At 43.4% G+C, this 23818-nt stretch carries 25 protein-coding genes, 1 pseudogene and 1 riboswitch; of the genes and pseudogenes, 16 read left to right on the forward strand and 10 right to left on the reverse strand.

Translation table 11 applies throughout. The features are described from left to right. Window positions 1–41: 41 nt before the first annotated feature. The 3 genes from OKX00_RS10660 to OKX00_RS10670 form a co-directional block, all read right to left on the reverse strand. Window positions 42–2747, reverse strand: coding sequence for a transglycosylase domain-containing protein (locus tag OKX00_RS10660; protein WP_265410342.1), 2706 nt, complete (start codon window positions 2745–2747; stop codon window positions 42–44). A gap of 84 nt (window positions 2748–2831) precedes the next feature. Continuing rightward, window positions 2832–3440: a Holliday junction resolvase RecU gene (recU, locus tag OKX00_RS10665; RefSeq protein WP_265410518.1), complete on the reverse strand. Its 609-nt coding sequence runs from the start codon at window positions 3438–3440 to the stop codon at window positions 2832–2834. A gap of 87 nt (window positions 3441–3527) precedes the next feature. After that, window positions 3528–3776, reverse strand: coding sequence for a glutaredoxin family protein (locus tag OKX00_RS10670; RefSeq protein ID WP_062235455.1), 249 nt, complete (start codon window positions 3774–3776; stop codon window positions 3528–3530). A 112-nt stretch (window positions 3777–3888) separates the two neighbouring features. Between OKX00_RS10670 and OKX00_RS10675 the strand changes: the two genes are divergently transcribed. Continuing rightward, on the forward strand, window positions 3889–4869 hold the full coding sequence (locus tag OKX00_RS10675) for a DUF2515 family protein (protein WP_265410343.1): 981 nt from the start codon (window positions 3889–3891) through the stop codon (window positions 4867–4869). A gap of 191 nt (window positions 4870–5060) precedes the next feature. On the opposite strand, the gene OKX00_RS10680 is transcribed toward OKX00_RS10675, so the two are convergent. Together OKX00_RS10680 and OKX00_RS10685 are read right to left on the reverse strand one after the other, a co-directional pair. Further along, window positions 5061–5330, reverse strand: a complete 270-nt coding sequence (locus OKX00_RS10680) for a hypothetical protein (protein WP_265410344.1) — start codon at window positions 5328–5330, stop codon at window positions 5061–5063. A gap of 38 nt (window positions 5331–5368) precedes the next feature. Then, window positions 5369–5491 carry a hypothetical protein gene (locus tag OKX00_RS10685; protein ID WP_255357569.1) on the reverse strand — a complete coding sequence of 41 codons (123 nt, stop codon included), beginning with the start codon at window positions 5489–5491 and terminating at the stop codon, window positions 5369–5371. Between the two features lie 192 nt (window positions 5492–5683). On the opposite strand from OKX00_RS10685, the gene OKX00_RS10690 reads away from it, so the two are divergent. From OKX00_RS10690 to OKX00_RS10710, 5 genes are all read left to right on the forward strand, one after another. Next, complete coding sequence (locus tag OKX00_RS10690; protein WP_265410345.1) at window positions 5684–6193, forward strand: MerR family transcriptional regulator; 510 nt, start codon at window positions 5684–5686, stop codon at window positions 6191–6193. A gap of 63 nt (window positions 6194–6256) precedes the next feature. After that, entirely contained in the window at window positions 6257–6613 is a 357-nt protein-coding gene (locus OKX00_RS10695) for a YppE family protein (RefSeq protein WP_053358095.1), read from the forward strand. 159 nt (window positions 6614–6772) lie between these two features. Next, window positions 6773–7303: a hypothetical protein gene (locus OKX00_RS10700; RefSeq protein WP_265410346.1), complete on the forward strand. Its 531-nt coding sequence runs from the start codon at window positions 6773–6775 to the stop codon at window positions 7301–7303. Window positions 7304–7305: 2 nt separating this feature from the next. After that, window positions 7306–8526, forward strand: a complete 1221-nt coding sequence (locus OKX00_RS10705; protein ID WP_416054332.1) for a DEAD/DEAH box helicase — start codon at window positions 7306–7308, stop codon at window positions 8524–8526. Then, window positions 8527–8997 (forward strand): hypothetical protein, encoded by a 471-nt coding sequence (locus OKX00_RS10710; protein ID WP_265410348.1) that lies wholly within the window; start codon window positions 8527–8529, stop codon window positions 8995–8997. Between the two features lie 68 nt (window positions 8998–9065). On the opposite strand, the gene OKX00_RS10715 is transcribed toward OKX00_RS10710, so the two are convergent. Beyond that, window positions 9066–9848 carry a LysM peptidoglycan-binding domain-containing protein gene (locus tag OKX00_RS10715; protein WP_265410349.1) on the reverse strand — a complete coding sequence of 261 codons (783 nt, stop codon included), beginning with the start codon at window positions 9846–9848 and terminating at the stop codon, window positions 9066–9068. Window positions 9849–10013: 165 nt separating this feature from the next. Between OKX00_RS10715 and OKX00_RS10720 the strand changes: the two genes are divergently transcribed. Then, window positions 10014–10925, forward strand: coding sequence for an oxygen-dependent tRNA uridine(34) hydroxylase TrhO (locus OKX00_RS10720; protein ID WP_265410350.1), 912 nt, complete (start codon window positions 10014–10016; stop codon window positions 10923–10925). Between the two features lie 108 nt (window positions 10926–11033). After that, on the forward strand, window positions 11034–11219 hold the full coding sequence (locus OKX00_RS10725) for a hypothetical protein (protein WP_053358100.1): 186 nt from the start codon (window positions 11034–11036) through the stop codon (window positions 11217–11219). Between the two features lie 59 nt (window positions 11220–11278). Here OKX00_RS10725 and OKX00_RS10730 read toward each other — a convergent pair whose 3' ends face one another. Continuing rightward, window positions 11279–12667 carry a peptide MFS transporter gene (locus OKX00_RS10730; RefSeq protein ID WP_265410519.1) on the reverse strand — a complete coding sequence of 463 codons (1389 nt, stop codon included), beginning with the start codon at window positions 12665–12667 and terminating at the stop codon, window positions 11279–11281. Between the two features lie 202 nt (window positions 12668–12869). Here OKX00_RS10730 and OKX00_RS10735 point away from each other — a divergent pair, with 202 nt between their 5' ends. Continuing rightward, entirely contained in the window at window positions 12870–13367 is a 498-nt protein-coding gene (locus OKX00_RS10735; RefSeq protein ID WP_265410351.1) for a metallophosphoesterase family protein, read from the forward strand. 184 nt (window positions 13368–13551) lie between these two features. Here the strand turns inward: OKX00_RS10735 and OKX00_RS10740 are convergent, their stop codons facing one another. After that, window positions 13552–13779: a hypothetical protein gene (locus OKX00_RS10740; RefSeq protein ID WP_265410352.1), complete on the reverse strand. Its 228-nt coding sequence runs from the start codon at window positions 13777–13779 to the stop codon at window positions 13552–13554. A gap of 173 nt (window positions 13780–13952) precedes the next feature. Next, a riboswitch (ZMP/ZTP riboswitch) is annotated at window positions 13953–14031 on the forward strand. 127 nt (window positions 14032–14158) lie between these two features. Between OKX00_RS10740 and OKX00_RS10745 the strand changes: the two genes are divergently transcribed. After that, entirely contained in the window at window positions 14159–15358 is a 1200-nt protein-coding gene (locus tag OKX00_RS10745) for a phosphoglycerate dehydrogenase (protein ID WP_265410353.1), read from the forward strand. Window positions 15359–15413: 55 nt separating this feature from the next. Here OKX00_RS10745 and OKX00_RS10750 read toward each other — a convergent pair whose 3' ends face one another. Continuing rightward, window positions 15414–15770, reverse strand: a complete 357-nt coding sequence (locus OKX00_RS10750) for a DUF2512 family protein (RefSeq protein ID WP_265410354.1) — start codon at window positions 15768–15770, stop codon at window positions 15414–15416. A gap of 104 nt (window positions 15771–15874) precedes the next feature. Here OKX00_RS10750 and mutM point away from each other — a divergent pair, with 104 nt between their 5' ends. From mutM to OKX00_RS10775, 5 genes and pseudogenes are all read left to right on the forward strand, one after another. After that, complete coding sequence (gene mutM, locus OKX00_RS10755; protein ID WP_265410355.1) at window positions 15875–16684, forward strand: bifunctional DNA-formamidopyrimidine glycosylase/DNA-(apurinic or apyrimidinic site) lyase; 810 nt, start codon at window positions 15875–15877, stop codon at window positions 16682–16684. A gap of 281 nt (window positions 16685–16965) precedes the next feature. Beyond that, window positions 16966–17647 (forward strand): annotated as a pseudogene (locus OKX00_RS10760) (carbohydrate ABC transporter permease); the annotation flags it as partial. 130 nt (window positions 17648–17777) lie between these two features. Next, window positions 17778–18887, forward strand: coding sequence for a GntR family transcriptional regulator (locus OKX00_RS10765; RefSeq protein WP_265410356.1), 1110 nt, complete (start codon window positions 17778–17780; stop codon window positions 18885–18887). 53 nt (window positions 18888–18940) lie between these two features. Beyond that, on the forward strand, window positions 18941–19963 hold the full coding sequence (locus tag OKX00_RS10770) for a Gfo/Idh/MocA family protein (RefSeq protein WP_265410357.1): 1023 nt from the start codon (window positions 18941–18943) through the stop codon (window positions 19961–19963). Between the two features lie 17 nt (window positions 19964–19980). After that, window positions 19981–21114 (forward strand): Gfo/Idh/MocA family protein, encoded by a 1134-nt coding sequence (locus tag OKX00_RS10775; RefSeq protein WP_265410358.1) that lies wholly within the window; start codon window positions 19981–19983, stop codon window positions 21112–21114. A gap of 94 nt (window positions 21115–21208) precedes the next feature. Here the strand turns inward: OKX00_RS10775 and OKX00_RS10780 are convergent, their stop codons facing one another. Further along, window positions 21209–23152 carry a lamin tail domain-containing protein gene (locus OKX00_RS10780; protein ID WP_265410359.1) on the reverse strand — a complete coding sequence of 648 codons (1944 nt, stop codon included), beginning with the start codon at window positions 23150–23152 and terminating at the stop codon, window positions 21209–21211. A gap of 436 nt (window positions 23153–23588) precedes the next feature. Here OKX00_RS10780 and OKX00_RS10785 point away from each other — a divergent pair, with 436 nt between their 5' ends. Continuing rightward, window positions 23589–23777, forward strand: a complete 189-nt coding sequence (locus tag OKX00_RS10785) for a hypothetical protein (protein WP_265410360.1) — start codon at window positions 23589–23591, stop codon at window positions 23775–23777. The last annotated feature ends 41 nt before the right edge of the window (window positions 23778–23818 follow it).

Consider the following 23818-nt stretch of genomic DNA (forward strand, 5'->3'; position numbering starts at 1 on the left):
AGGCCATCGCCGCATACGGCGATGGCCTGTTTTATTTTAATTTATTGATTTAAGTCTGGGAGGGAAGGGAAACCGCCTTGTTCTTGCTGCTGTTTCTTTTCTTGTTTTCGTTGTTGCTGATCCTGCTGTCCTTGTCCTGGCGGATTCTGAGGCTCCGTTCCGCCTCCTTGCTGGCCGCCGCCCTGATCAGGCTGGCCGTTGTTGCTGCCGTTATTTCCCTGTCCAGGATTGGTGTTGTCTCCAGGATGTGTTCCTGGGTTGCTGCCTTCCTGCCCTTGTCCAGGTTTTTTCCCTTGATCGGGGTTGTTTCCTTGTCCAGGTTTTTTCCCTTGATCGGGGTTGTTTCCTTGTCCAGGGTTATTCCCCTGATCAGGCGTTTGTCCTTCTGCAGGCGGTTGCTGTTCACCTGGTACGGTTACGGATGTTTGAGCAGGGTCGCTCTCTTTCCCAGTATCTGTTTCAACCGCTGCGATCTGGAAGGTATACGTCTTGCCAGGTTCTGCGTTTGGCACGGTGAATTTCTTGTCGCTGATCGTCTGTTCAGCAGCAGCTGCGCCGTCAACGCTCGCTGCTACCTTATAGACCGTTTTGCCCTTGCCGCCTTTGTAATTCCATTTCACATCAATGGACTTGCTCTTATCATCGTACTTGGCGGTCAGGCCTTCAATCGAAGCTGGTTTCTCATACTTGTTAGAAACTTCGCTTGGTTCCGTTCCGCGAACAAACAATTCGGTTGTTTTCTGATCATCAGGTGTAAATTCGCTTGCTTTTTTATGTGTTCCTTTTTCAAGTGTTACATCTACTACAGAGTTCGGTTTCTTGAAGTCAGTGTTGCTGTGATTTAAGCGGCTCATCACTTCTTTAAAGATTAACTTGGAATAGTTTTTTTGGTTCGTATCGAGATAGTGAACGCCGTCTTCATCTTTGTATTTGTTGTATCCGGTCCAAACAGCAGCGGAATAGGAGGTTGTATATCCTGCCATCCACGCATCGTTCGTTGCGCTCTTAGGGATGCCGTACTGTTCTCGGATTTCCTTAGGAAGGTTGGTCGTTCCCGTTTTACCGGCGATATTAAGGCCTGGGACGTTCGCCATAGTTCCTGTACCGCTTCTCATGACGCCTTTCAGCATATCGGTGATCATATAAGCAGTATAATCCTTCATCGCAGCGACTGGTTTTGTCTCTGGTTTTACAACCTGTCCGTTCGGGAACTCAATCTTCCGGATCGTTGTCGGTTCGGTATAGACGCCTTCATTTCCGAAAGCGGCGTAGGCACCCGCAAGGTTAAGTGGGGTGATCCCTTTTTGGAATCCGCCGATCGCATAAGCTGGAGGTGCAGAGTCAATCTTGATACCAAGTTTATTGGCGAAATCGACTGCTTTGCTTTCGCCGACTTCTTGGAATGTTCGGACGGCAGGTGTATTCTCCGATTTTTCTAGAGCCTTGCGCATCGTTACTTCTCCAAATTGTTCATTATTAAAGTTATTGATGGTCGCGCCATTGATTGTAACCGGTGTATCTTTCAGAATGTGCCCGGTATCCCACTTCATGTTGTCGATCGCAGGGCCGTAGTCAAGGATCGGTTTGATCGTAGACCCCGGCTGCCTTGGATTTCCAGAAGCATAGTAGGCGCTCATTAGGTTCTCATCGCGTCCGCTGCCGATCGCCCGGATTCCACCGGTTTTCGTATCAACAATCGCGATACCGGATTGAAGCTTTTTATTCTCATTACGCAGGAATGAGGCGTTCTGAAGCACATCCTCCGTTGTTTCCTGAGCTTTTGTATCCATGTTCGTGTAGATTTTCAGACCATCGGCAAAGACATCGACATTTTCCATGCCTTTAATTTTATGAAGGTCTTTGATGACTTGCTGCAGGTAAGCTTCGTGAACCCGTGTTTCCTGCAGCTTTCCTTTACGCAGGCCGTCTGTTACCGGAGTGGCTTTTGCTTTATCCGCTTCGGCCTTTGTGATGAAACCATACTTTTGCATCTGTCCTAATACAACGTTTCGGCGCTGTTCCGCTTCTTTTGGATGCGTGAGCGGGTCATAGTTGCTCGGGGCTTTTGGAAGTCCGGCGAGCAGGGCCACTTGATGAAGCTTAAGCTGATCAAGTTTGTCCGCATCAAAATAGGTTTTAGCAGCTGTTCCGATGCCATAGGCACCATGGCCGAAATAAATCTTATTCAAGTACATCTCCAGGATCTGCTCCTTTGAGTACTTCTGTTCGAGTTTGATCGCCAGGTACGCTTCCTGAATTTTACGCGTCAGCGATTTTTGATTGGTGAGGATCGTGTTTTTTACGACCTGCTGGGTGATTGTGCTTCCCCCTTCAGAACCAAAACCGCCTGTCAGGTTGGCGAGTGCTGCTCCGAAAATCCGGCGCACGTCGACACCCGGATGCTTATAGAAGCGCACATCCTCAACGGATACGAATGCATCTCTTACATTAGGCGGAATATCTGCGATTCCTGCTTTTACCCGATTCTCTTCAGAAAAGAGGGAGCTGACTTTCTTTCCGTCTTTATCGTAGATCTGGGAAGATAAAGGGGTCTTCAGTTTTTCAGGGTCGAGTTTTGGGGATTTCGCCATGATGACCCCGACAGTTGCTGTTCCAATGAGAAACATGATGATCAAGAACGAGATGATAGCTTTAAAGAGCGGGAACCTCTTTTTCTTCTTGGGCGGATTTTTGCCTCCGCCGGAAACCTGTCTGCGTTCCTGCCTGCTGCGGTATTCATTAGACATGTATTTGTACCAACCTTTCACTTACTGCATTATACATTATGATTATTCGTCAATAGCTTATAATTTATGAACTTGACTTGTCCGCTAGTGATTGAAGTATATTTTATCAATAATTTTTAAATAGTCAATTCTGGGGATAAAGCCTGGGGAAACAAGGAATCCGAGGGTTTCTATGTCAGTTTTCGGTATCGATTTCCTTCCGTTCTTTTGATCGTTCCAGAATGAGATTAAGTGTGAAGCCTCAAGCAGATAGATTTCGTTCAGTGTAGAGAAGCGCAGGATGACGAATGCAATGCCGCCGTGCGCCGTGATCGCTTCCATGTGATGAATTTGATGTTCATGGAAGTTACGGAGCGGGAAGGAGGTCTTGTTTTTCGATTCCTTCGCTTCAAAATCAATATACTTTCCCCGGTATACGCCGTTGTAATCTGTAGTGGAAGCGAGTTTAAAATAAGCTTCTTTTATGACCGCTGCCGAACGTTTTGGATATTCAACATTGACAATCTGAACAGGGGTCGGTTTTTTATGGATGACGGCTCTGCCGGTTTCCAGATAATACTCATTGCTTTTATTCAAGTCTTCTTCCAGGGTCATGCCTCTGTTGCCGTAGGAAATGGTGCTTTCGGCTTTAGAAGCGCCATGCGGCAGGGTAGGCTCCTGCTTTTTTCCATTCGGATAATTGATGGGTGCCATCATTTCACATCCTTATAATGAATACATAAGAAAAACTATGCGAGCGGCAAGTGCTGGCATAGCTTTTTAGAGATAGGCCGTATTTGTTTAATCGATCGCAAGAATGGACTGCAGTTCCTCCTGCTTGAAGCCCATCACAACTTCCTGGGAACCGTCCTTTATAATCACGGTAACAGGAGTCGCACTTGCTCCAAAACCGATGACTTCATTCATATATTGGGGATTCTTCCGGATATCTCTTTCCTCGAATGAAATGTTATTTGATTTTAGCCATTCTTTCTCTGCAAAGCATGGCGGGCAGGTTTCCTGTGTATAGATGATCACCTTTTGCTCCATGTTCATGCCTCCAAACCTTAATGTTTATCTTCTTATTTTACCGTTTTTCTATAGAGCTTACAAATATTTTAGGCAGCGCTGTAGAACGATAAGGATAAAAGGAGGGGAAAAGTTGAGCCAGGAACAAAAATGGATCGAATCAGAGCTGAGCCGAGAGATTCAGCTAAAAACAGAAAAAGGGAACAGAGATAATATTTCACGTACCGTATTTTATCAGCAGTTTTATGAAAAACACCCAGAGATCAAATGGTCTTTTCTGGCTTCCATCGTATCAAGAAATGCTGGTTACAACATGTGTGACCTTGAGGGGGAATGGATGAGGAGATCCATTCCCCAAAAATACCGCCATCTGCTTTTTTTTACGTATGAGCGGGCGAACTGGCTGATTTTCTCGGATGCCTATCCGCAGCTCCTTCTTTATGAAAAAAGCAAAGAGGCCGGCCGTCCGTTGTTCTCACTGCTTCCGATGCTCAATGTTTCTAAGTATATGCAGAGAGAGTGGCTTCAGTTTTGGTCTGTGGGAGACGAAGAGAGGCTATGGACATCGTTGATCATCAATGAACAGCATCTGATCCAGCGCCCGGTCATCGATCATCCTGTTTATCGCCGGAGAGTTTTTCTTTCCATGCCGTATCGGCTCCAGAATTGGCTCCATTTCAGTACAGTTTTGTTACCGACATTAGAGGGAGATGTGTTCGGCTTTTCTGTACACGGTTTCCGTACGATTAAAAATCGCATTCTGCTCGGAAGAAGGCTTGCATGGCTGCTGTTTCAATCTCCCTACCAGACATTGTTTTTTGATTTTGCACAGATGACTCCCCATACAGGCTCACGCCACGATTATGAACAGTACGTCTATCCGAACCGCGAAAGGCTGCCGCAGCTGCTCCGGCTGATCTATCCGCTCGTTGATCACGGCCGGCCGTCCCTGCCGGACTGGAGTAAACGAGTAAAGAACATGGATACCTATTATCGAGACTTTTCTATTCCTCGGCAAATCAACCTGACGGAGTGGTACCACAAAAAAGAGCTGGAGCTGCAGATCGGGATCCTGTTGGAAGAACTCCTGTTTAAAGATAGGAATTTGAAATAAAAAAAGGTGATCTGGCTTCCGCTGTTAAAGCGGGCAGGATCACCTTTTTTGCTTTTATTAAGAATGGATTGATAGCCTAAAGTCTGAACGAGTGGTTCATCCTTTTAATCCAGCTTCAATGGACGCGTCACCCTTTCTTGATCCAGCTTCAGCGCCTAGAGACTCGGCCGCTTCACTTTTACATCTCAACACTAAGAGCGTGCTGATTTGTAAAAGTTCCACCAACTTTCGTCTCTGACCAGGGGCTTCAGCCTTTCTTGATCCTGCTTCAACGGCCAGACCCTTGAGTCGCTTCGCTCTTTTGCAGAAAACAAAAAGCGTTTTATGCTCAAGAACTCCAGGGCTTGCGGGGTCTGAACAGCCGTTTCAGCATTTCTTGATCCAGCTTCAGCGCCTAGAGACTCGGCTGCTTCACTTTTACATCTCAGCACAAAGAGCGTGCTGATTTGTAAAAGTTCCACCAACTTTCGTCTCTGACCAGGCGCTTCAGCATTTCGTATTATGTAGCCGGATAGTTGGGGCCTTCCAGCTTTTTGTCGCCGTGTCCTGTTTCTTTTTCCTGTTCAGGTGCGTTTGTCATTTTTTCCTGCTCCTGCTCCAGGCTGTTTTCGTGTTTTTCCATAATCGTTCACCTCCTGATTGTAGTGTTAGGCAGGAGGACCTGTTTCATACGGAGTGAACAGTGTCGAAAGGAGGATATTTTTAAGGAATATCACTTTCTTTGCCGAATCGCTTCTAGTTTTGTCACCTATGAAGGGAATCAAAAAAAGGTACGGAATTACTACCATATAAGAAAACGGGGAGGGAATTAGAAATGGAAATGGTGTTTAAAACAAAAACGGTTTCGGAAGAACTTGGTGTCAACCCCACTACCATTCAGCGCTGGGTCAAACATTTCAATCTTACTTGCCAAAAAAATGACCATGGTCATTATCTGTTCTCTGAGCAAGACATAGAAGATTTGCGTGAGATAAAAAAACAGCTGGACGCCGGGCTTCTCATGAACGATATCCAGATCGCAGCTCAGGTGAAATCTCCAGTGGTTCCGGTGAAGGCCGAGAGGTTTGATGAACGGTTCGAGAGTCTGATGGCACAGATCGAAAAGCTGGAAAAAAAGATCGAAGAAAAGGCAGACGACGTATTGTCCTATCAAGTTCTTCAGCATGCTACAGAGATGGATGACATGATGAAGCGTCTGATCAAAATTGAAGAGAAGATTGAAGATATCGAAGTGAAGCTGCTGAAGATGCCGCAGGGCACAGAAGAGACCGCTGGATATAAAAAACCCCGGAGGAATTGGCTCGTCAGTCTTTTTACCCTTTAACTTTAATGAACCTCGTGCATTCTATTCTTTATTTTGGTAGGATAGAAGAGTCAGGGGTGAATTATGGATCGCTTAAATCAATTAACGAGAGAGCTTTTAGATGCCAATCGGGAAGCTTTTGATCAATATATCGAAAAAACAAAAAAAGAAGGCTATGAAGTAGACTTTTATGGAGAGGTCAAGCCCTTTACCGACCGGATCCGCACGATGGCGGAAGAGTGGAAGAACCTTTCCTTGCCATGGGTAGCGGCTAACCAGCCCAAATATATTCACGTTAACCAGATTAATGACACGTTTGATAACTTACAGTTTATTGCGGTATTTGCATTTCAGCCGGATACGAGGGAGAAACGGTTCACCGAGATGGTCAAATCCATCGATTACGTCCTGAGTACCATGCTGGATCGGCTGCATTCGTAAAAGACGGAAAACTAAGCCGTCTTTTTTATTTTGTCTGTTTCAAAAAAGAGAAAGAGTAGCGTACGGAGATGTATGAAGGTAAAATGAATGTATTCATCCAGAGCCAAATATAATTTCACGTACCGTATTTTAAGACTATAAAACAAAGAAGGTACTTACATGATTGATCCCACGATCTATGAAAATTTAAAAATTATACTGGAAGGGATGGTCTATGACCTTGATTTTGACGGGAGCTTAAAGGTTACGAACCGCCGTGATCTGGTCGATCTTGCATCTCTCAGCAGAAAATACAATTTAGAAGTATTTATAACAGAAAAAACAGGACAGGGAGTAAAGGTAAAAATTGAACTTGCAGCAGGTTTAGAAGACCTTGCAGATGAAATAATGGAAAAAGAGACAGCGAATACTGGATGCCGGTTTTCTGTGACCTATTATTTAACGGTGCAGGATATTGAAGCAGAGTGTTCAGAGCTCGGTGAAACCTTAAGAAGGATATGGAAGCCTTACGGTGAAGTCTCTCAAAAGGTTTCATATATCTATGGGTTGCCAAGAGGCAGCTACCATAATGAAATTTTAATAAACATAGACAGCAAATTGCATGAAGAAAACAGCGAACAGCTTGAGGATTACTTGGAACGCATGATGGCTTCATGTAAACAAATTTTTCATAAAGGGGAAAATAAATGAGTATGACTACACAATTAAAGGAGTTGCAACCTTTCCTGCAAGAGAACTGGGAAAATGCGGCTTTTGAAACACTGACTCCAGTACAGGAGCAGATGCTGCCGAGTATGCTTGGAAGAAAAGACTTAATCGTTGAATCTCCGACTGGAACAGGCAAGACACTGGCTTACTGTCTGCCGGTATTGCAAAACATAGACAGCAGTTCATCTTCTGTACAGGCAGTGGTCATTGCGCCAACAAAAGAATTGGTCATGCAGATTCATACCGTTTTTCAGGAATATGCTCAAGGAAGCGGAATCTCAGGAACAACACTGATCGGCGGAGTAAACGTACAGCGGCAGATCGATAAGCTAAAGAAGAAGCCACAGTACATCATCGGGACACCGGGAAGGATTCTTGAGCTTTACAAAAATAAAAAGCTCAAGCTTCATGAGGTGAAGACGATTGTAGTGGATGAAGCAGATGTCGTTTATGATATGGAATTAATGGACGAGGTTCAGAATATTGTTAAAGGGACGATGAAAGACCGCCAGCTTGTTTTTGTGTCAGCGACCATTTCAAAAAAATCAGAAGAGCTCGCAAAGGAATGGATGAATGAGCCTCTTTTCATAAAGGTTGAAAGGGATGCATCTGCTGCAAAAAAAGTACAGAATCTTTACCTGATTTCTGAAAGACGTGATAAAATAGATAATCTCAGGCGCATTATTCGACACCATTCGAACATGAAGGCTATCGTGTTTTTTGGTGATAGCATGCATCTTGAAGAGATTGCTGCAAAAATGGTTTACAGAGGTATTACCGTAGGGGTGATCTCTGGACAAGCGTCCAAACAAGAACGGCAAAAAGTGATGAGAGAATTCCGTGCAAGTGATCATGCATTGCTTCTTTCAACAGATCTAGCTGCGCGCGGACTGGATATTAGCGGACTTACACACGTCATACATTTTGACCTAGCAGATTCAGAAAAACAATACATTCACCGTTCAGGAAGAACAGGCAGGATGGGCCAAGAGGGAACCATCATTTCTCTAGTGACCGAAAGAGAAGAGAACGTGCTCGTAAAATGGGCGAAGAAGATGAACACCCACCCTCAAAAAATGGTCTTTAAAAGAGATCAGCTCGTCCCGCAGTCGCATAGTACACAGCAAAAAACGGACAAAAAAAGGCCGCCCAAAAAGTCAGCGCCCCAGCGAACTCATAATTTTACAAAAAAGAAGGGGAAATAATTGCTGGAGAATGAAAAACTAATTTCTAGAATCAATAAAATGGTGGAACGTTTTAACTTATCAGTTGATGTTCAGATCGAGGCCAAATATCCGCTCGACCGAAATATCGGCGGGAAATATAATGCCGGAGATCATTCGATAACATTGTATCTGGAAGAAATTCAATCTCAGTGTCAGTGGATGTTTCCTGAACAGGATGTCCTGCTGGAGTATGCCCTGGTCATCTTTGCTCATGAAGCGGGCCATGCCACAGATCCCTATTTGCAAAAGCTAGTGGAACTGTACGATGATACAGAAGATGAACTGAAAAAAAGAAAGATTGAACTGATAGTTGAAGTTCAGGCCTGGAAGATTGCGAAGGCCCTCGTCAGGGATGTGCCAGATGGACTCTTCAACAAAATAAAAAGGATTTCCTTGGAACATCATTATAAAGCGGTTTCTGTTCGCATGGATGATGCGGGTGTCGCTTAAAGCTCATATATAAAAGGTCCAGTGCTGATCAAACAGTACTGGACTTTTTTGTGAGAATCTAACGTTTTTTATTGAATGAACATTTGGACCCAGGCACCATTGTAGTACCCGACGCCAATCTGGCTATACTTGCTGCTTAAAATGTTTTCACGGTGACCTGTACTGTTCATCCAGTCCTGCATCACCTGCTGGGGAGAACGTTGCCCTTCAGCGATGTTCTCACCGGCGGCTGTATATGAGATGCCGAATGTTTTCATCATATCAAAAGGCGAGCCGTAAGTTGGTGAGGTGTGGGAGAAATAATTCCGTTCCACCATATCTTTTGCTTTGATCTGGGCGACATTGCTTAGTTTCTGGCTGAGAGTAAGCGGAGTGAGCCCTTGTTTGTTCCGTTCCTGGTTAACGAGGCTGGCCACTTCTTTGGCGTTAGCGCTTACATTAACCTGCTGGCTTGGAGCCGACTGGCTGACAGTCTGACTTTCTGTTTTGTTGCTTGCTGGAAGCTCAATCGTTTGCCCGGGATATAGCAACCTGGGATTCTTGACTTGCGGATTTTCCAGAATCAAAGATTGGATGCTTTGTCCATATTTTTTTGAGATGGTATAGAGAGTGTCTCCGAAGCGGACGGTATATAATGCTGAATGATCAGGAATATAAATGACTTGTCCAGGATAGATCATCGTTTGGTGCAATTGATTCATATTCATTATAGTTTTAACGCTTGTCTGATGGGATTGAGCAATTCTATAGATGGAGTCTCCCGGCTTTGCAGTATATGGACTTGCTGCAAAAGCGGCAGTCGTCATACTCAGAAAAGCGGTAAAACTTAATGCGGCCGTTTTAAAAAACATAGTTCCTCCTTATTAAATGATTCTCACAATTCAAATATTCACACATCCAGTAAATGAAAACAACTGGGAATCAAAGGGAAATCGTTTTCATGATACAATCTGCCTTTTTGCAATAATATTTGTTATGATAGTTGAGTTGAAACTAAGATAATGGAGTGAAAATTAATGAGTTACCAAGTGTTGCTGTTTTATAAATACATCACGATTCAAGATCCAGAGCAATTCGCTGCTGAGCATCTTGAATTCTGTAAATCGATAGGATTAATGGGAAGGATCCTTGTCGCAAATGAAGGGATCAACGGAACGGTATCTGGAACGACCGATCAAACGGGCTTATATATAGAGCATATGAAAAATGACAGCCGGTTTCACGATATCGTATTTAAGATCGAGCAGTCTGAAACCCACGCATTTAAAAAGATGAAAGTTAAATTGAAAAGAGAGATTGTAAACCTAAACTTGGATGACGATGTTAACCCGAATGAGCTGACAGGCTATCATCTTGCGCCAAAAGATTTTTATGAAGCAATGCAACAGGAGGATGTGGTTATACTCGATGCCAGAAACACCTATGAATATGACCTTGGCCATTTTAAAGGCGCCATCCGGCCTGATGTTGAAACGTTCAGAGATTTGCCAGACTGGATCAGGCGAAATTTCAGCCAGTACAAGGACAAGAAAGTGCTGACGTACTGTACGGGAGGCATACGGTGTGAAAAGTTTTCGGGCTTCTTATTAAAAGAAGGGTTTCAGGATGTCTCCCAATTAGAGGGCGGAATCATTTCCTATGGCTATGATAAAGAAGTGAAGGGAGACCTTTGGGACGGAAAATGCTATGTCTTTGATGAGCGCATCTCAGTACCGGTCAACAGAGCAGGAACAGAAAAGGTAGTAGGCACATGCTATCATTGCGGCAAGCCCGAGGAACGCTATGTGAAGTGCGGCAATCCGGAATGCAACAAACACCTGCTCATGTGTGAAGAATGTGAGCACGAGCATAAGCGGGCATGCAGCACTCATTGCCGGGACCATAAGGACAACCGCTATGTAAAAGAAAACCGTTCGATTGAAGCCTAAATGAGTACCGGGTACCCTTTAATTTAGAGAGGGTACTTTTTTTATACTGGAAGGCGTTTTCAATAGGTGTATAATATAGGCAGAGACATCAAGAAAGGTGTGTATTCAATGATTGATGTGGAATTCCCGGAAAATAAGCTTGAACTTCTGCCAGCTGTCTTCATCTTCATCATTTTTGTGATTCTGGCGTGGATGACGGTTAAATTTCTTAAACAGTTACATACAAAGGAACTGAAAAAAGCTGAAGCAGCAGAAGCTAGAATGAAAGAATTTGAACTTCAAAATAAGCATTAGTACGCATTAAAAACAGGCAGCCGGCCAGGCTGCCTGTTTTTAATGCGTAATTACATGTTTTATTCAGCTGCCATTTTCACAAGTTTTTTAGAAAGGCTTAGGAGTATAAGACCAAGGAAAATGGTAACTCCGCCGATGATCATGAATACTTCAAAGTATCCTAATGATGCAGTAGTAGAAGCCAATTGTCCGGCAAGGATGTTGGCGAAACCAGATCCAGCAAGCCAGACACCCATCATAAGGGAAGCCAATTTAACTGGAGCGAGTTTACTGGTCATGGACAAACCAACCGGCTGTAAGCAAAGCTCACCGATCGTATGGAGGAAATAAGTCAGTACCATGAAGATCATGTTTGCTTTAACTGCTGAAGAATCGCCGGCTCCTGTTTGAATAAGAGCAGGAACAAGAACAGCAAAACCAGCACCAAGCAGCATCATACCAATTGCCATTTTCGTAGGAGTTGGCAGGTCTCCGCGTTTTGATTTTGATAATTTAACCCATAAGATAGAGATGATTGGAGCAAAGATTACGATAAACAATGGGTTAAGTGACTGGAACCAAGAAGTCGGAACCGTCCATCCAAATACTGTACGGTCAATGAACTTGTCCGTATAAAGGGTTAACGAGCTTCCGGCTTGTTCAAAACCTGCCATGAAGAAGATAACAAAGAACGTCAGAATTACGATAACTTTCACTCTGTTTTTCTCCACTTTAGTAAGAGGTTTCTTTTTCACATTATCGCTGACAGTATTTTGAGCAGCTCCAACCGGCTTTTTGCCGATATCGCCTAATAATTTGTTTCCAAGAAAGTTGAATAGGAGCTGGCCGATAATCATTCCGATGGCCGCCGCTAAGAATCCAAATTTAAATCCGAAATGCTCAACACCATTAACTGTTGTTTTAAAGAAATCTTCAGCAAGAAATCCTACAATGAGTGGAGAGAAGAATGCACCAATGTTGATTCCCATATAGAAAATAGTGAACGCAGCATCTTTACGGGCATCATTTTTAGAGTATAGATCACCAACAAGCGTAGAAATGTTTGGTTTAAAGAAGCCGTTTCCGATGATCAACAATGCAAGTCCAGCGAAGAATGCAGGTTTACTCTGATTGGCAAACAATACAAGGTTACCAAGCGCCATTGTGACACCGCCTATGGTAATCGCAAGTCTTTTGCCCAGGAATCGGTCTGTTAAATATCCGCCTATCATTGGTGTGAAGTATACAGCACCGGTGAAGAATCCATAAATACTCATGGCCACGCTATCACTCATGCCTAGACCGCCGCTGATCAGCGATTTAGTCAAGTAAAGGACCAGAATGGCTCTCATGCCATAATAGCTGAACCTCTCCCACATTTCAGTGAAGAAGAGCAAGTATAATCCAGGTGGATGTTTCTTTTTTGTATGGAGCTGAATGTCCTGCTCCACTTTTACAGTTGCTTCCATCATGATGCCTCCAATTTGTTTAATCTATAAATATTTTAATTTACTAAATATTTAGTAGTCAATAACAATTAAATGGAAAAGCTATTATAATTCAATTGTGAAAATAATGAATATTTTCACGAAAAAGCGCTTTCCTTGATATCACTAAGGATTACGGCCTATGAAAAAATGACCAAGTGTGAAAAAGAAGGAGAAAATTTTTATGAAAATTGTCGTGATAGCTGACACCCATATGCCCAAAAAGTCCAAAAAGCTGCCTGAAAGGCTCCTGTGTGACCTGGAAACTGCCGACCTCATTATCCATGCTGGCGACTGGAATACGTTAGATTTATACAATGAGCTGCAATCCTATGCACCTGTCAAAGGAGTGACAGGAAATGTGGATGGACTGGAAATGAAAGGACTTCTAAGTGAGAAACTCATCCTTGAAATCAATGGATACAAAATAGGCATCGTTCATGGACATGGAAAGAAACAGACGACAGAGAAAAGAGCAATCACTGCTTTTCAGGATGAAAAAGTGGACTGCATCATTTTTGGCCACTCCCATATTCCTAAGAACTATATGTTCAATGAGATTCTTATGTTCAACCCAGGTTCACCAATTGATAAACGTAGAGAAAAATATTTTTCTCACGGCATCCTTACAATTGATCAGGAACTAAAAGGTAAGCATATATTTTATAGAGATAAAATTTAACATTATTAACTAATAAGCAGTTTATTCCTATTCTCGCCGAAATTCAAATATTGGGATTGAACGCCTAGAACTGAACCGTAAAACCTTAAAACAGTTCCGATCATATAAAAAAGGGGCTGTCCAGAAAGTCGAAAATTGACCTTCAGGCAGCCCCTTTTTGGCTTAAAAAATCTTCAATGAAAAGTTAATTGAAGTGGAAGATGCGAGACTCCTCGAAAATGAATTTCACATTTTCTTCGTGCGATATAACGCTGCCGAAGCCTTCCTTGTCCTGCGGGACTCGCGTGACAGGTGAGACTCCCGCCGGTGCTTGCACCAAAAAGTAGGCGTTCACGCCGGTAAGGCTCACCGCACGCCCCGCGAAAGTAGGAGCTCGCGCCGGTAAAAGCGAGAAGCCTGGAACGGAAATCAACAGCTTACAGACTTCTTGGACAGCCCCACCTTTTCCGCTCAAGAGGGTTAACGGAAAAGCCTTAACATTGGTAGGGATTAAGAGAATTCGATAGTCTCTAAATAAAATGTTTGAATTTTTAATATACAGGTGTTGATAGCTGCCTGAAAGTTTGTTAGTATAAAACAAATTAAAAGGCTATGTGTAACTGGCGAAACGCGGATAACCGCGAGGGAGCACATAGTGTCGCAGCCGTTCGCCTGGGCAGAGGTAAGGAGATTTTTTCCCTTACCTCTTTTCTGTTTATTTGAGGAAGTATAGGGTAATTCGCAAGTTTCCTGCTTTACTTTTGGTAATTTGATTAAAGAGGAAACCATCATAAAAAAGAGGAGAGAACAAAATGACGACAATCACGCTAGAAAAAGGAAAAACCATCAAAACCTTAAATAATATAGCGGAAAGCGGTCTGAAGGTATTCAACAAAGGCAGCTATATTATAGACAACGACAGTGACAATCCTGAAGCGATCGTTGTTCGCAGCTTTAACATGCACTCTTTAACATTTGGAGATGAACTCAAAGCCATTGCGCGGGCTGGGGCGGGAGTTAATAATATTCCGGTTGAACTATGTACTGAGCAAGGAATTGTTGTTTTTAACACTCCTGGAGCTAATGCGAACGCGGTAAAAGAAATGGTACTGACATCATTAATGGCTTCATCCAGGAACCTTTTTGCCGGTGTGGAATGGACAAAGACTTTGGAAGGCGAAGGTGAACAAATACCAAAACTTGTAGAAGCAGGAAAGAAACAATTTCTTGGAAAAGAAATCAAGGGAAAAACGTTGGGTGTAATAGGTTTAGGTGCAATCGGTGCACTTGTAGCGAATGATGCGCTTGATTTAGACATGGATGTAATTGGGTTTGATCCATTCATCTCCGTGGATACAGCCTGGAACCTGTCCCGCAATGTCCAGCGGGCGATGACGCTTGAACAGTTATTTGCCGAATCAGATTATCTTACAGTACATGTTCCTTTAACGCCTGATACAAAAGAGATGTTTAATCAGAAAGCGTTCAATGTTATGAAACCGGGAGTCCATATATTAAATTTCTCTCGCGGAGAGCTTGTGAACGAAAAGGATATGGAAATCGCACTCGAAAATGGAATCGTCGGCCAATATATTACTGACTTTCCGAATGAAAATGTGCTGAAAATGAAAAATACTGTTCCGGTCCCACACCTTGGAGCTTCCACGAAAGAATCAGAGGAAAATTGTGCCATTATGGCGACCCGCCAGGTGAAGGAATTTTTAGAAACCGGAAACATCAGAAACTCCGTAAACTTTCCAAACGCTTCCCTTCCTTATACAGGAAAGCTGAGAGTGGCAGCTTTCCACGAAAACGTACCGAATATGGTGGGCCAGATCACACTTGCTGTATCAAGCTATAATTTGAACATCGCTGACATGGTTAACAGAAGCCGAGGAGGATACGCCTATACGATGATTGACATTGACAATAAGGTAAACGGCGAGGTAATCCCTGGTTTAGAAGATAAGATCAAAGAAATTGACGGCATCATTACAACGCGTGTGATCTAAAAACAAATAAAATTGTAAAGAAAGCCTCAATTCCTTTATGGAATCGAGGCTTTCTTTATATAGGTTCACTATGAGCTTTATGAGAAGCCAATAAATAACGGTGCGTAAAAAATTCGAGGATTCCCAGAAAGACACTTGTTAAAAGAGCGCCAAACCAAGTAACAGAAGCTTCCCATTGAAAGTTTGAGGCATAATAGAGAATGATACAGGATACCGCCACATCAATGAATACACTGATCCAAAGAGCCCCTTTGCGAAGGACAAAGTATTCGACTGCGACTCCAGGAATTGCAAGCGTCATTCCCACCACAATGATTTGCCAATAACTCTCGAAATGTACACCTGGAAAGAAAAAAGCAGCGACGAATAAAACAATGGGAATCGCAATAAGTTTTATGATCAAACTGGTCATATTTAACCTCCTGTCTGCTGATATTGTAACCACGATCTTTTGTCTCAATTCAGCAAAAATGAAGCATACTAAACATCAGCTGAAAAAAGACAGGAGTGGAGGACATGCCAGAACTTCCAGAGATGGAGAATTACAGGATGGCGTTATCCCGCCAGTTGAAAGCAAAGCCAATTACACAGGTGGAGATCAACCGTAAAAAATCCATTAATAAAAAATCGGAGATCTTTGCAGCAGAATTGCAGGGAGCGGTGGTTACTGATATAAGAAGGCGGGCTAAGTATTTGATTTTTCAATTGAGCACCGGGAACGCACTGCTGCTCCATCTCATGCTCGGCGGGTGGATGTATATTGGAAATGATCAAGATAACCCTGATCGGACAAAGCAAGTCATTTTATCCTTCGGCGATAAAAGGCTTTATTTTATTGGGTTACGGTTAGGTTATCTTCATTTGCTGAAGGGGATTGAACTTAAAGAAAAATTGGAAGAGCTGGGTCCAGAGCCTCTTAATCCCGATTTTACCCTTGAAACGTTACAGGAACGCCTAGGTACGAAGAGAGGGACATTGAAATCCATCTTGATTGATCAAAAATTTCTGGCAGGAATTGGTAATTGTTATTCAGACGAAATATGCTGGCAGGCCAGACTGCAGCCGGAAAGAAAAGCCAGCGAACTTAATGCAAACCAAGTTATTGAACTGTATCAAGCGATTGGGCCGGTTTTGCAAAATGGAATTCAATTTGGAGGATATATGGAAAATCCGCTGTATGCTGGCGATTCGAAAACAGGAGGATATAACAACCATTTGCTTGTCTATGAACGGGAGCATCAACCGTGTCTCAGATGCGGAACAGAAATCAGGAAAAGGGAAATTTCTTCGCGAAAATCGTTTTTCTGCCCTAACTGTCAGGTTTAGAATCAAGGCAATCCTTAAAATATTGAGAATTAGAAGTGTACGACTGAGAGGCAGAGATGTCTCTTTTTTATTTCTTTTCTGGGCGGTTCAATCACACCCCTTCATAAATCAACCACATTGACTAACAGAACTTTTTTTAGATATATCAAATAATATATTGACATATATCAGGTATATCAATTAAGTTAATAGTATAACCAATTTACTGAAAATTCAGAAAGGATATTTTTTATAGCTTTTATTGAAAGCGCTGTCATCCCTCCATTAAGGTTCCAACTGCCTTTACGGTGGATAATTTTAAAAGCATCCTAACCGATCCGGTAAACATTCGGGCCTTTATCATTGGATTGCTTCTTTCTATGGGGCAAGGCCTGCTCGTGGTGCTGGTGGCAGGGCTGGCTGCTTATCCACTTTCTCGTTATCAGATGAAATATAAAAAGCATTTTATGTTTACGATTCTCTTTATGACTTCACTGCGATTACGGCTGTTATGGTGCCAGTATATCAGTTGTTTATTTATATGAAAATTCAAGACTCGCTATGGGGGACGATGTTCTTTTTACAGCGGCTGTACTCCCTTATGCAATCTGGATGCTGAAAAACTTCATGGATGCCGTTCCACTGGAGCTTGAGGAATCCGCTTGGATTGATGGTGCCTCGGTATGGCAGGGACTGAAAAGAATTGTCGCGCCATTGATGATTCCAGGTATCTGTACGGTCGGCATTTTTACCTTTTCAGGCAGCTGGGGCAATTTCTTTGTACCGTATATTCTCATTCAGTCTCCAGAGAAGCTTCCTGCTTCAGTTACCATTTATCAGTTTTTTGGTAACTTTGGAATGGTAGAGTACGGTAAACTCGCCGCATTTTCCATTCTGTATACCTTCCCGGCGATTATTTTGTACATCTTTTCGCAGCACTTTATGTCTCAAGGCTTCAGCCTGGGCGGGGCTTCCAAAGGGTGACTGTGAGTGGAAGCAGGCCGGTTCGAAGAAGGAGTTAACTGTTAGAATTGTCGGACCTTTCAGATATAATCAATATGTATACACTGTTTTCCAGATATAGTTTGCATATTTCTGTTTTTGGAGTGGTAACATGGAACCTTTATACAAACAAGTTTATCAATCAATCAAAAAAAATATTATCAATGGCCAGTATGCAGCAGGAGATCGGGTACCTTCTGAAAAAGAACTATCAGACTCCTTTCAAGTTAGCCGTATAACCAGCAAGAAGGCGTTGGAGTTACTAGTCAGTGAAGGCCTCGTGTTTCGCCAGCGCGGAAAAGGAACCTTCGTGTCTGAAGATTCAACAGACAACCCAGAAAATGACGTAAAAGAAACCAACAAGTTTTTAGTCGGATTGATTGTGCCTGACTTGGATGACAGTTATGTTTCAAAAGTGGTTTCCAGTATTGAAGAAGCAGCCAATCATCGCTGTTTCGTGATATTAAAGCGCACAAATGGATCAATCGATAAAGAGGCAGATGCTATCAGACAGCTGATCGACTTTGGAGTAGACGGGTTAATCCTTTATCCTGCACACGCTGAACATTATGGATCTGAGATTCTTAAAATGGTGATCACAGAATATCCGTTTGTGCTGATTGACCGAACCTTTAAGGGAGTGGCCGCGGCGTTCGTTTCGACTGACAATATTAAGGCTGCTCAACAGGGAATAAACTATTTGTTCGAATTGGGACATGAATACGTCGGTGTTCTGGGACCAGCCACTGCAGAAACGACGACCGTCGTAGACCGTTTTAACGGTATACTGCGCGCGTATGAAGAAAAGAACCGAATCGTTAACCGGCAGTTATGGTGTTCTGATCTGAAAAAATCTTTGCCTTCCTCTATCAGCAAAGATATTAAACCAGAACATGATGTCGAGATCATCAAGAAACACCTTCAAAAGCACCCAGAGATCACAGCGATATTTGCCCTGGAATACAACATTGCGGTTCTTGCCAAACGTGCAGCCGAAGAGTTGGGTCTTCGTGTTCCTGGAAATCTCTCAATCTTATGTTTTGATGCGTACGACAACAATTTAAGCGGCTGGGAGTTTACTCACCTTCGCCAAAACGAAAAAGAGATGGGAAGGCTTGCTCTTAACCGATTGCTGGAGATGATGAACGGCAGCTCTTCTATTAAAAAAGAATTTTTGGACGTGGAATTAATAGAAGGAGATTCTACCCGTCCACTCCATTGAAAACCTTTTCAAAAATTTAAGAATTTCATGATAAAGAGGAGGAGTGATGAAAAGTGGTTTCCGTAGCGTTATTAAGCAAATGGCATGTTCATGCTGATGATTATGCGAGAGAGGCAAAAAGGAATCCATCCCTTTCTATTCAACGAGTTTGGGATGAAGATCCTTCGAGGGGAGAAAAATGGGCCCAAGAACTGGGAGTACGTTTTGAAAAAGAACTTGAAGCAGTGCTGCAAGACCCTGGAATTGATGCGGTTATCGTCAACACACCCACGAATTTGCACAAAGAAGTGATCATGGCAGCCGTCGCACACAAAAAACATGTTTTTACAGAGAAGGTCCTTGCGTTAACAATAGCTGACTGTGAAGAAATCTATGAGGTTGTGGCAAAAGCAGGTGTTAAGTTAACCGTCTCCTTGCCGAGGCTGACAACCAATTACTATTTGTATGCACAGCACGCGTTAGATCAGGGGTGGCTAGGGGAGCTGACATCGATTCGCTGCCGGCTGGCACATAATGGTGCTGTTCCTGAGAGCGGCAATGTAAATGGCTGGCTTCCTCCACATTTTTATAACAAAGAACAATGCGGAGGTGGAGCGTTAATCGACCTTGGCGCCCATCCCATCTATTTAACCAACCGGCTGGCAGGGCCTGCAAAAGCGGTAACGTCTATTTTTCAACAAAGTAATGAAAGAAATGTGGAGGAGAGTGCGATGGTCCTTGTCGAATATGAATCAGGTGCGCTCGGAACGGTGGAAACCGGATTTTTATCGTATGGAAGTCCTTTTCAGTTAGAGGTTTACGGTACAAAAGGAGCCTTACTGATTGAAGAAAACGAAATTCGTCTAACTAGCAGACAGCTTGATCAAGAGGGCTGGGCCACACCACAGCAGTTGCCCGAAGCACTTCCGATGCCGATGGAACAATGGGCGGAGTCCATACTGAATGGAGGAGAAACGACGATCACGAAAGAAGATGTTTGCAGTCTTACCTTAATCAACGAAGCAGCAGCACGATCAAACGCTGAAGGAAGAAAGGTTTCAATTTCTGAAGTAAAAGAAGTTCTCTTTAATCAATAATCAAGGAGGAAGCTATCGTGTCTAAGAAAATACGGATCGGAATTATTGGATGCGGCGGAATCGCCAACGGAAAGCATATGCCAAGCCTTTCAAAGATTGACGAAGCAGAACTGGTTGCCTTTTGTGACCTGGAAGAAGAAAAAGCAAGAAAAGCGGCTCAGGAGTTTGGAACCGAGGATGCCAAAGTGTATCTCGATTACAAAGAACTTCTTGAGGATGAACGCGTTGACGTCGTTCATGTTTGTACACCGAACCATTCCCATGCAGAAATCACGATCGATTCTCTTGAAGCGGACAAACATGTAATGTGCGAAAAACCAATGGCCAAAACAGCAGCTGATGCCCGCCGAATGGTCGAGACCGCCAAACGAACAGGGAAAAAACTGACCATCGGCTATCAATATCGTTTCCGTGCAGACAGCTGGCATTTACATAAGCTGTGTGAGCGCGGAGATTTTGGAGATATCTATTATGCGAAAGCACACGCGATCCGCCGTCGTGCTGTCCCAACATGGGGCGTGTTCCTGGATGAAGAAAAGCAGGGTGGGGGATCACTGATCGATATCGGTACACATTCACTCGATATGACCCTATGGATGATGAACAATTACGAACCGAAGGCAGTACTCGGAACGACCTATCACAAACTCGGCAAAAAGAAAGACGCAGCAAACGCCTGGGGTTCCTGGGATCCTGAAAAGTTTACCGTAGAAGATTCAGCCTTTGGCATGATCACCATGAAAAACGGAGCAACCATCTCGCTGGAAACGAGCTGGGCACTGAATACCTTACAGACAGGTGAAGCCATGTGTACCCTATGTGGAACAGAAGGCGGAGCCGACATGTTGGACGGACTAAGGATAAACGGAGAAGACTTCGGCAAGCTATACACGAATGAGGTTCAGGTTGATGGAAAAGGAGTCGCATTTTATGATGCGGATGAAGAAAGCGATGCCGAGCATGAAGCAAGACTGTGGATCGACGCTATTCTGAACGACAAGGAGCCGGTAGTTAAACCGGAACAGGCTTTGGTGGTTACGGAGATTCTTGAAGCAATCTACGAATCTGCCAAATCTGGCAAGGCGGTTTATTTCGACGAAGAAGTGAAAGGTCTAGACAAGTCTGTCAAAACAAATAAAATACTTCAATAAATAATACCGAAAAAGGCTGCAGGGGTATCTGCAGCTTTTTTGGCGGTATCAAAGGAGATTGAATGATGGGTGCAATGCTTACCGGCCAGTTACTCTATTTACGTTCTTCTTTCTCTGTATTCCGATCATCCTTCATTAATGTCTTCATATCAATTTTGAGCATCCGATCCCTTGGATAGGTCCCGGTATACCGATATTTGTTCGCTCCTGATTCAAAGGAGACATAGAGGTCACTTTTTACTAGCACTGCTCCTTCATTCATGGGAATCGCGGTGATACTTTCTATCGGTTTGGCGGTTTGTCCATCAAGGAACCAAAGAGGGACTTGCTTTTCCCCGATCGTAAAGTATTGATTAGGCTCCTCTTTCAGCGGATCTTCGTATCGATAGAGAACACTATCGTTTGCCCGTCCATAGGAAGTAACTAAAGAGATTCCCTTCTTTTGAACAATGGCGCCCTGAACCTTTCCGATGGTGGAAAAGACATAATCCGGAGTTGCAGGTTCATTCGATGTTTGATTCCATTGTTCACTTGTCAGCATGTCCGTACTTGGTGTGAGCTTATAACCGACCATCCAGGCATATTGCATTTCTCCGGCACGGTTCACCTGGTGGTGTGCTGGATCCGTCGGGTAGCTGCTTGGCTCATAAAATTCACCCACCCATAGAATTTTTTTATCATCGTCATAGACATCATAAGCCGCTTCTACGGGAACAGGAATCTGGTTCGTGAACGTAAGCTCATCATTATTTTGCGCCGCAACGATATCACTGATATTTAATGTATAGAGAAATTGTTCGGAAGAGATCCAAACATGGTCCATGCTTACGGTAACGCCTCCCGCGTGGCCGGTGTATGGTGTGCCGTCTTGGTTATACAATACAATGGATTTCACCAGTTTTTCAGTTGTGGCATCAATCACGGATAGCGTTCCGGGCCTTCCATTATCCAAATAATTAATGGTAAATAACCAGTCTTTTTTCTTGTAATAGCCGAGTCCTTGCGGGACAAGATCCTGTACCAATCCAGGGATGATCGGGCCATCCTTGCTGATATCCCACAGTGTTTGATATTTTGGGTTTCTGTCATTGGATGATCTTTCTACTTGTGTAATGAGCTGATGTCCGGGTCTAACCGTTAGGGGGGCTGATTTCGCCGATTCATTTCCTGAAGTATCAACAGCTGTCATTTGTACGGTATAATCAAGATTGCCGATCAGCGAAGATATCGTAAATTCATGCTGGGATGGAGGAACGGAAAATTCTAAATTTCCATTCTTGTAGATATTATAGCGATAGAGATCGGATTCTGAATTGGGTTCCCACGTTACCGGAATTTCACCATTTCCTGCCTTTGCGTTTATATTGGCAGGGATGGCAGGTGCTGCATCGTCTTGTTTTGGTCTTGGAGGAGCCTGTCCCGGTTCGATCCAGCCAGGCGTCGGATTTTGATTGCCGGATAACGTTCTCATCGTATTGGTTCCATTGGTTGGAAAGCCGAACGTAATGGACTTGTTTGCGGCAACTTGGTCACCGGTATAGTTCGCTTTTACAACTTCTTTTCCGCCCGGTTCAAAAATAGATACCTTCTGGGTTTTGCTATTCACCAGGCCGCCAACGTCTTCTATCCTCTGCAAGTGATCTTCTTCGATGTATTTACTGGCATAAGACGAAAAATAAAAGTGATTGAAGCCTTCCAATGTCATCGGCTGAGTTTCCTGTCTTCTCGTCCAGAAAAGCATCGTATCCCACGGGCCGATTTTGGCTGAATTTTCGATGGTCTTGTTCCAGCCTCCTGTTTGAATGTGATAGCCTTGCAGATTGATCTCCTGATCGCTGTTATTATAGATTTCGATATACTCAAATGCATCATAACCCGCATAGTTATCCGTATCTGGAATGACCTCTGTAATCAATAGATCGGGTACTGCATTTTCAGCAGCATTTGCTTTAAACGCATCCAGTCCCCAATCATTTCCCATTGCCAGAACAAGCGTTGCAGCATAGACGAGCCACTTCCTATACTTCAAACCTTTCATTCTTTCCCCTCCCCGGTAATATTTTGTTGATCCTATTCTTTCCAGATAACATTTAGAGAGGATAAACACACAAAAAAAAACCCCATGACATAGCATGTGCGGCAATAAATGCCGTACGAATGCATGTTCACAGGGTTCTCCGTATCTCTACCCGAAACACTAACTAGTTTAAGTTATCTGATTATTTTTAATTATACATAAATTTGGAAGAGATAGCAACATAAACCGGGACGATCCAGAATAGTTTATATTAACCTGCTAAATGGTTCATCAATATTTTCATTCGGTCATCTATAGTAAATGATCAAAAGCTGTTTTCGTAAGCACTGTTGCTCTTGGGAGTGGTTGATTTCCGTTGCAGGATGCTCGCTTTTACCGGCGTAAACGCCTACTTTCGCAGGGCGTGTGCTGAGCCCGTCGGTGCTAGCGCCTTCATATGGTCTCACCTGTCACGCTCGTCCCGCAGGACAAGGAAGGCTTCGGCAGCGTTATATCGCACGAAGAAAATGTGAAATTCATTTTCGAGGAGTCTCGCACCTTGTACTACAATCAACTTGTCAATGAAGTTTCTTTACAACAATGTTCCCAAAGCAACAATCTTTTAGGAAAGAGCATTTCCAAATAATAGTTGACAGACTCGTTTGAATATTGTATAAATTGTTTAGC

The organism is Fictibacillus sp. KU28468, from assembly GCF_026153615.1.
Taxonomy (GTDB): Bacteria; Bacillota; Bacilli; order Bacillales; family Fictibacillaceae; genus Fictibacillus_C; species Fictibacillus_C marinisediminis.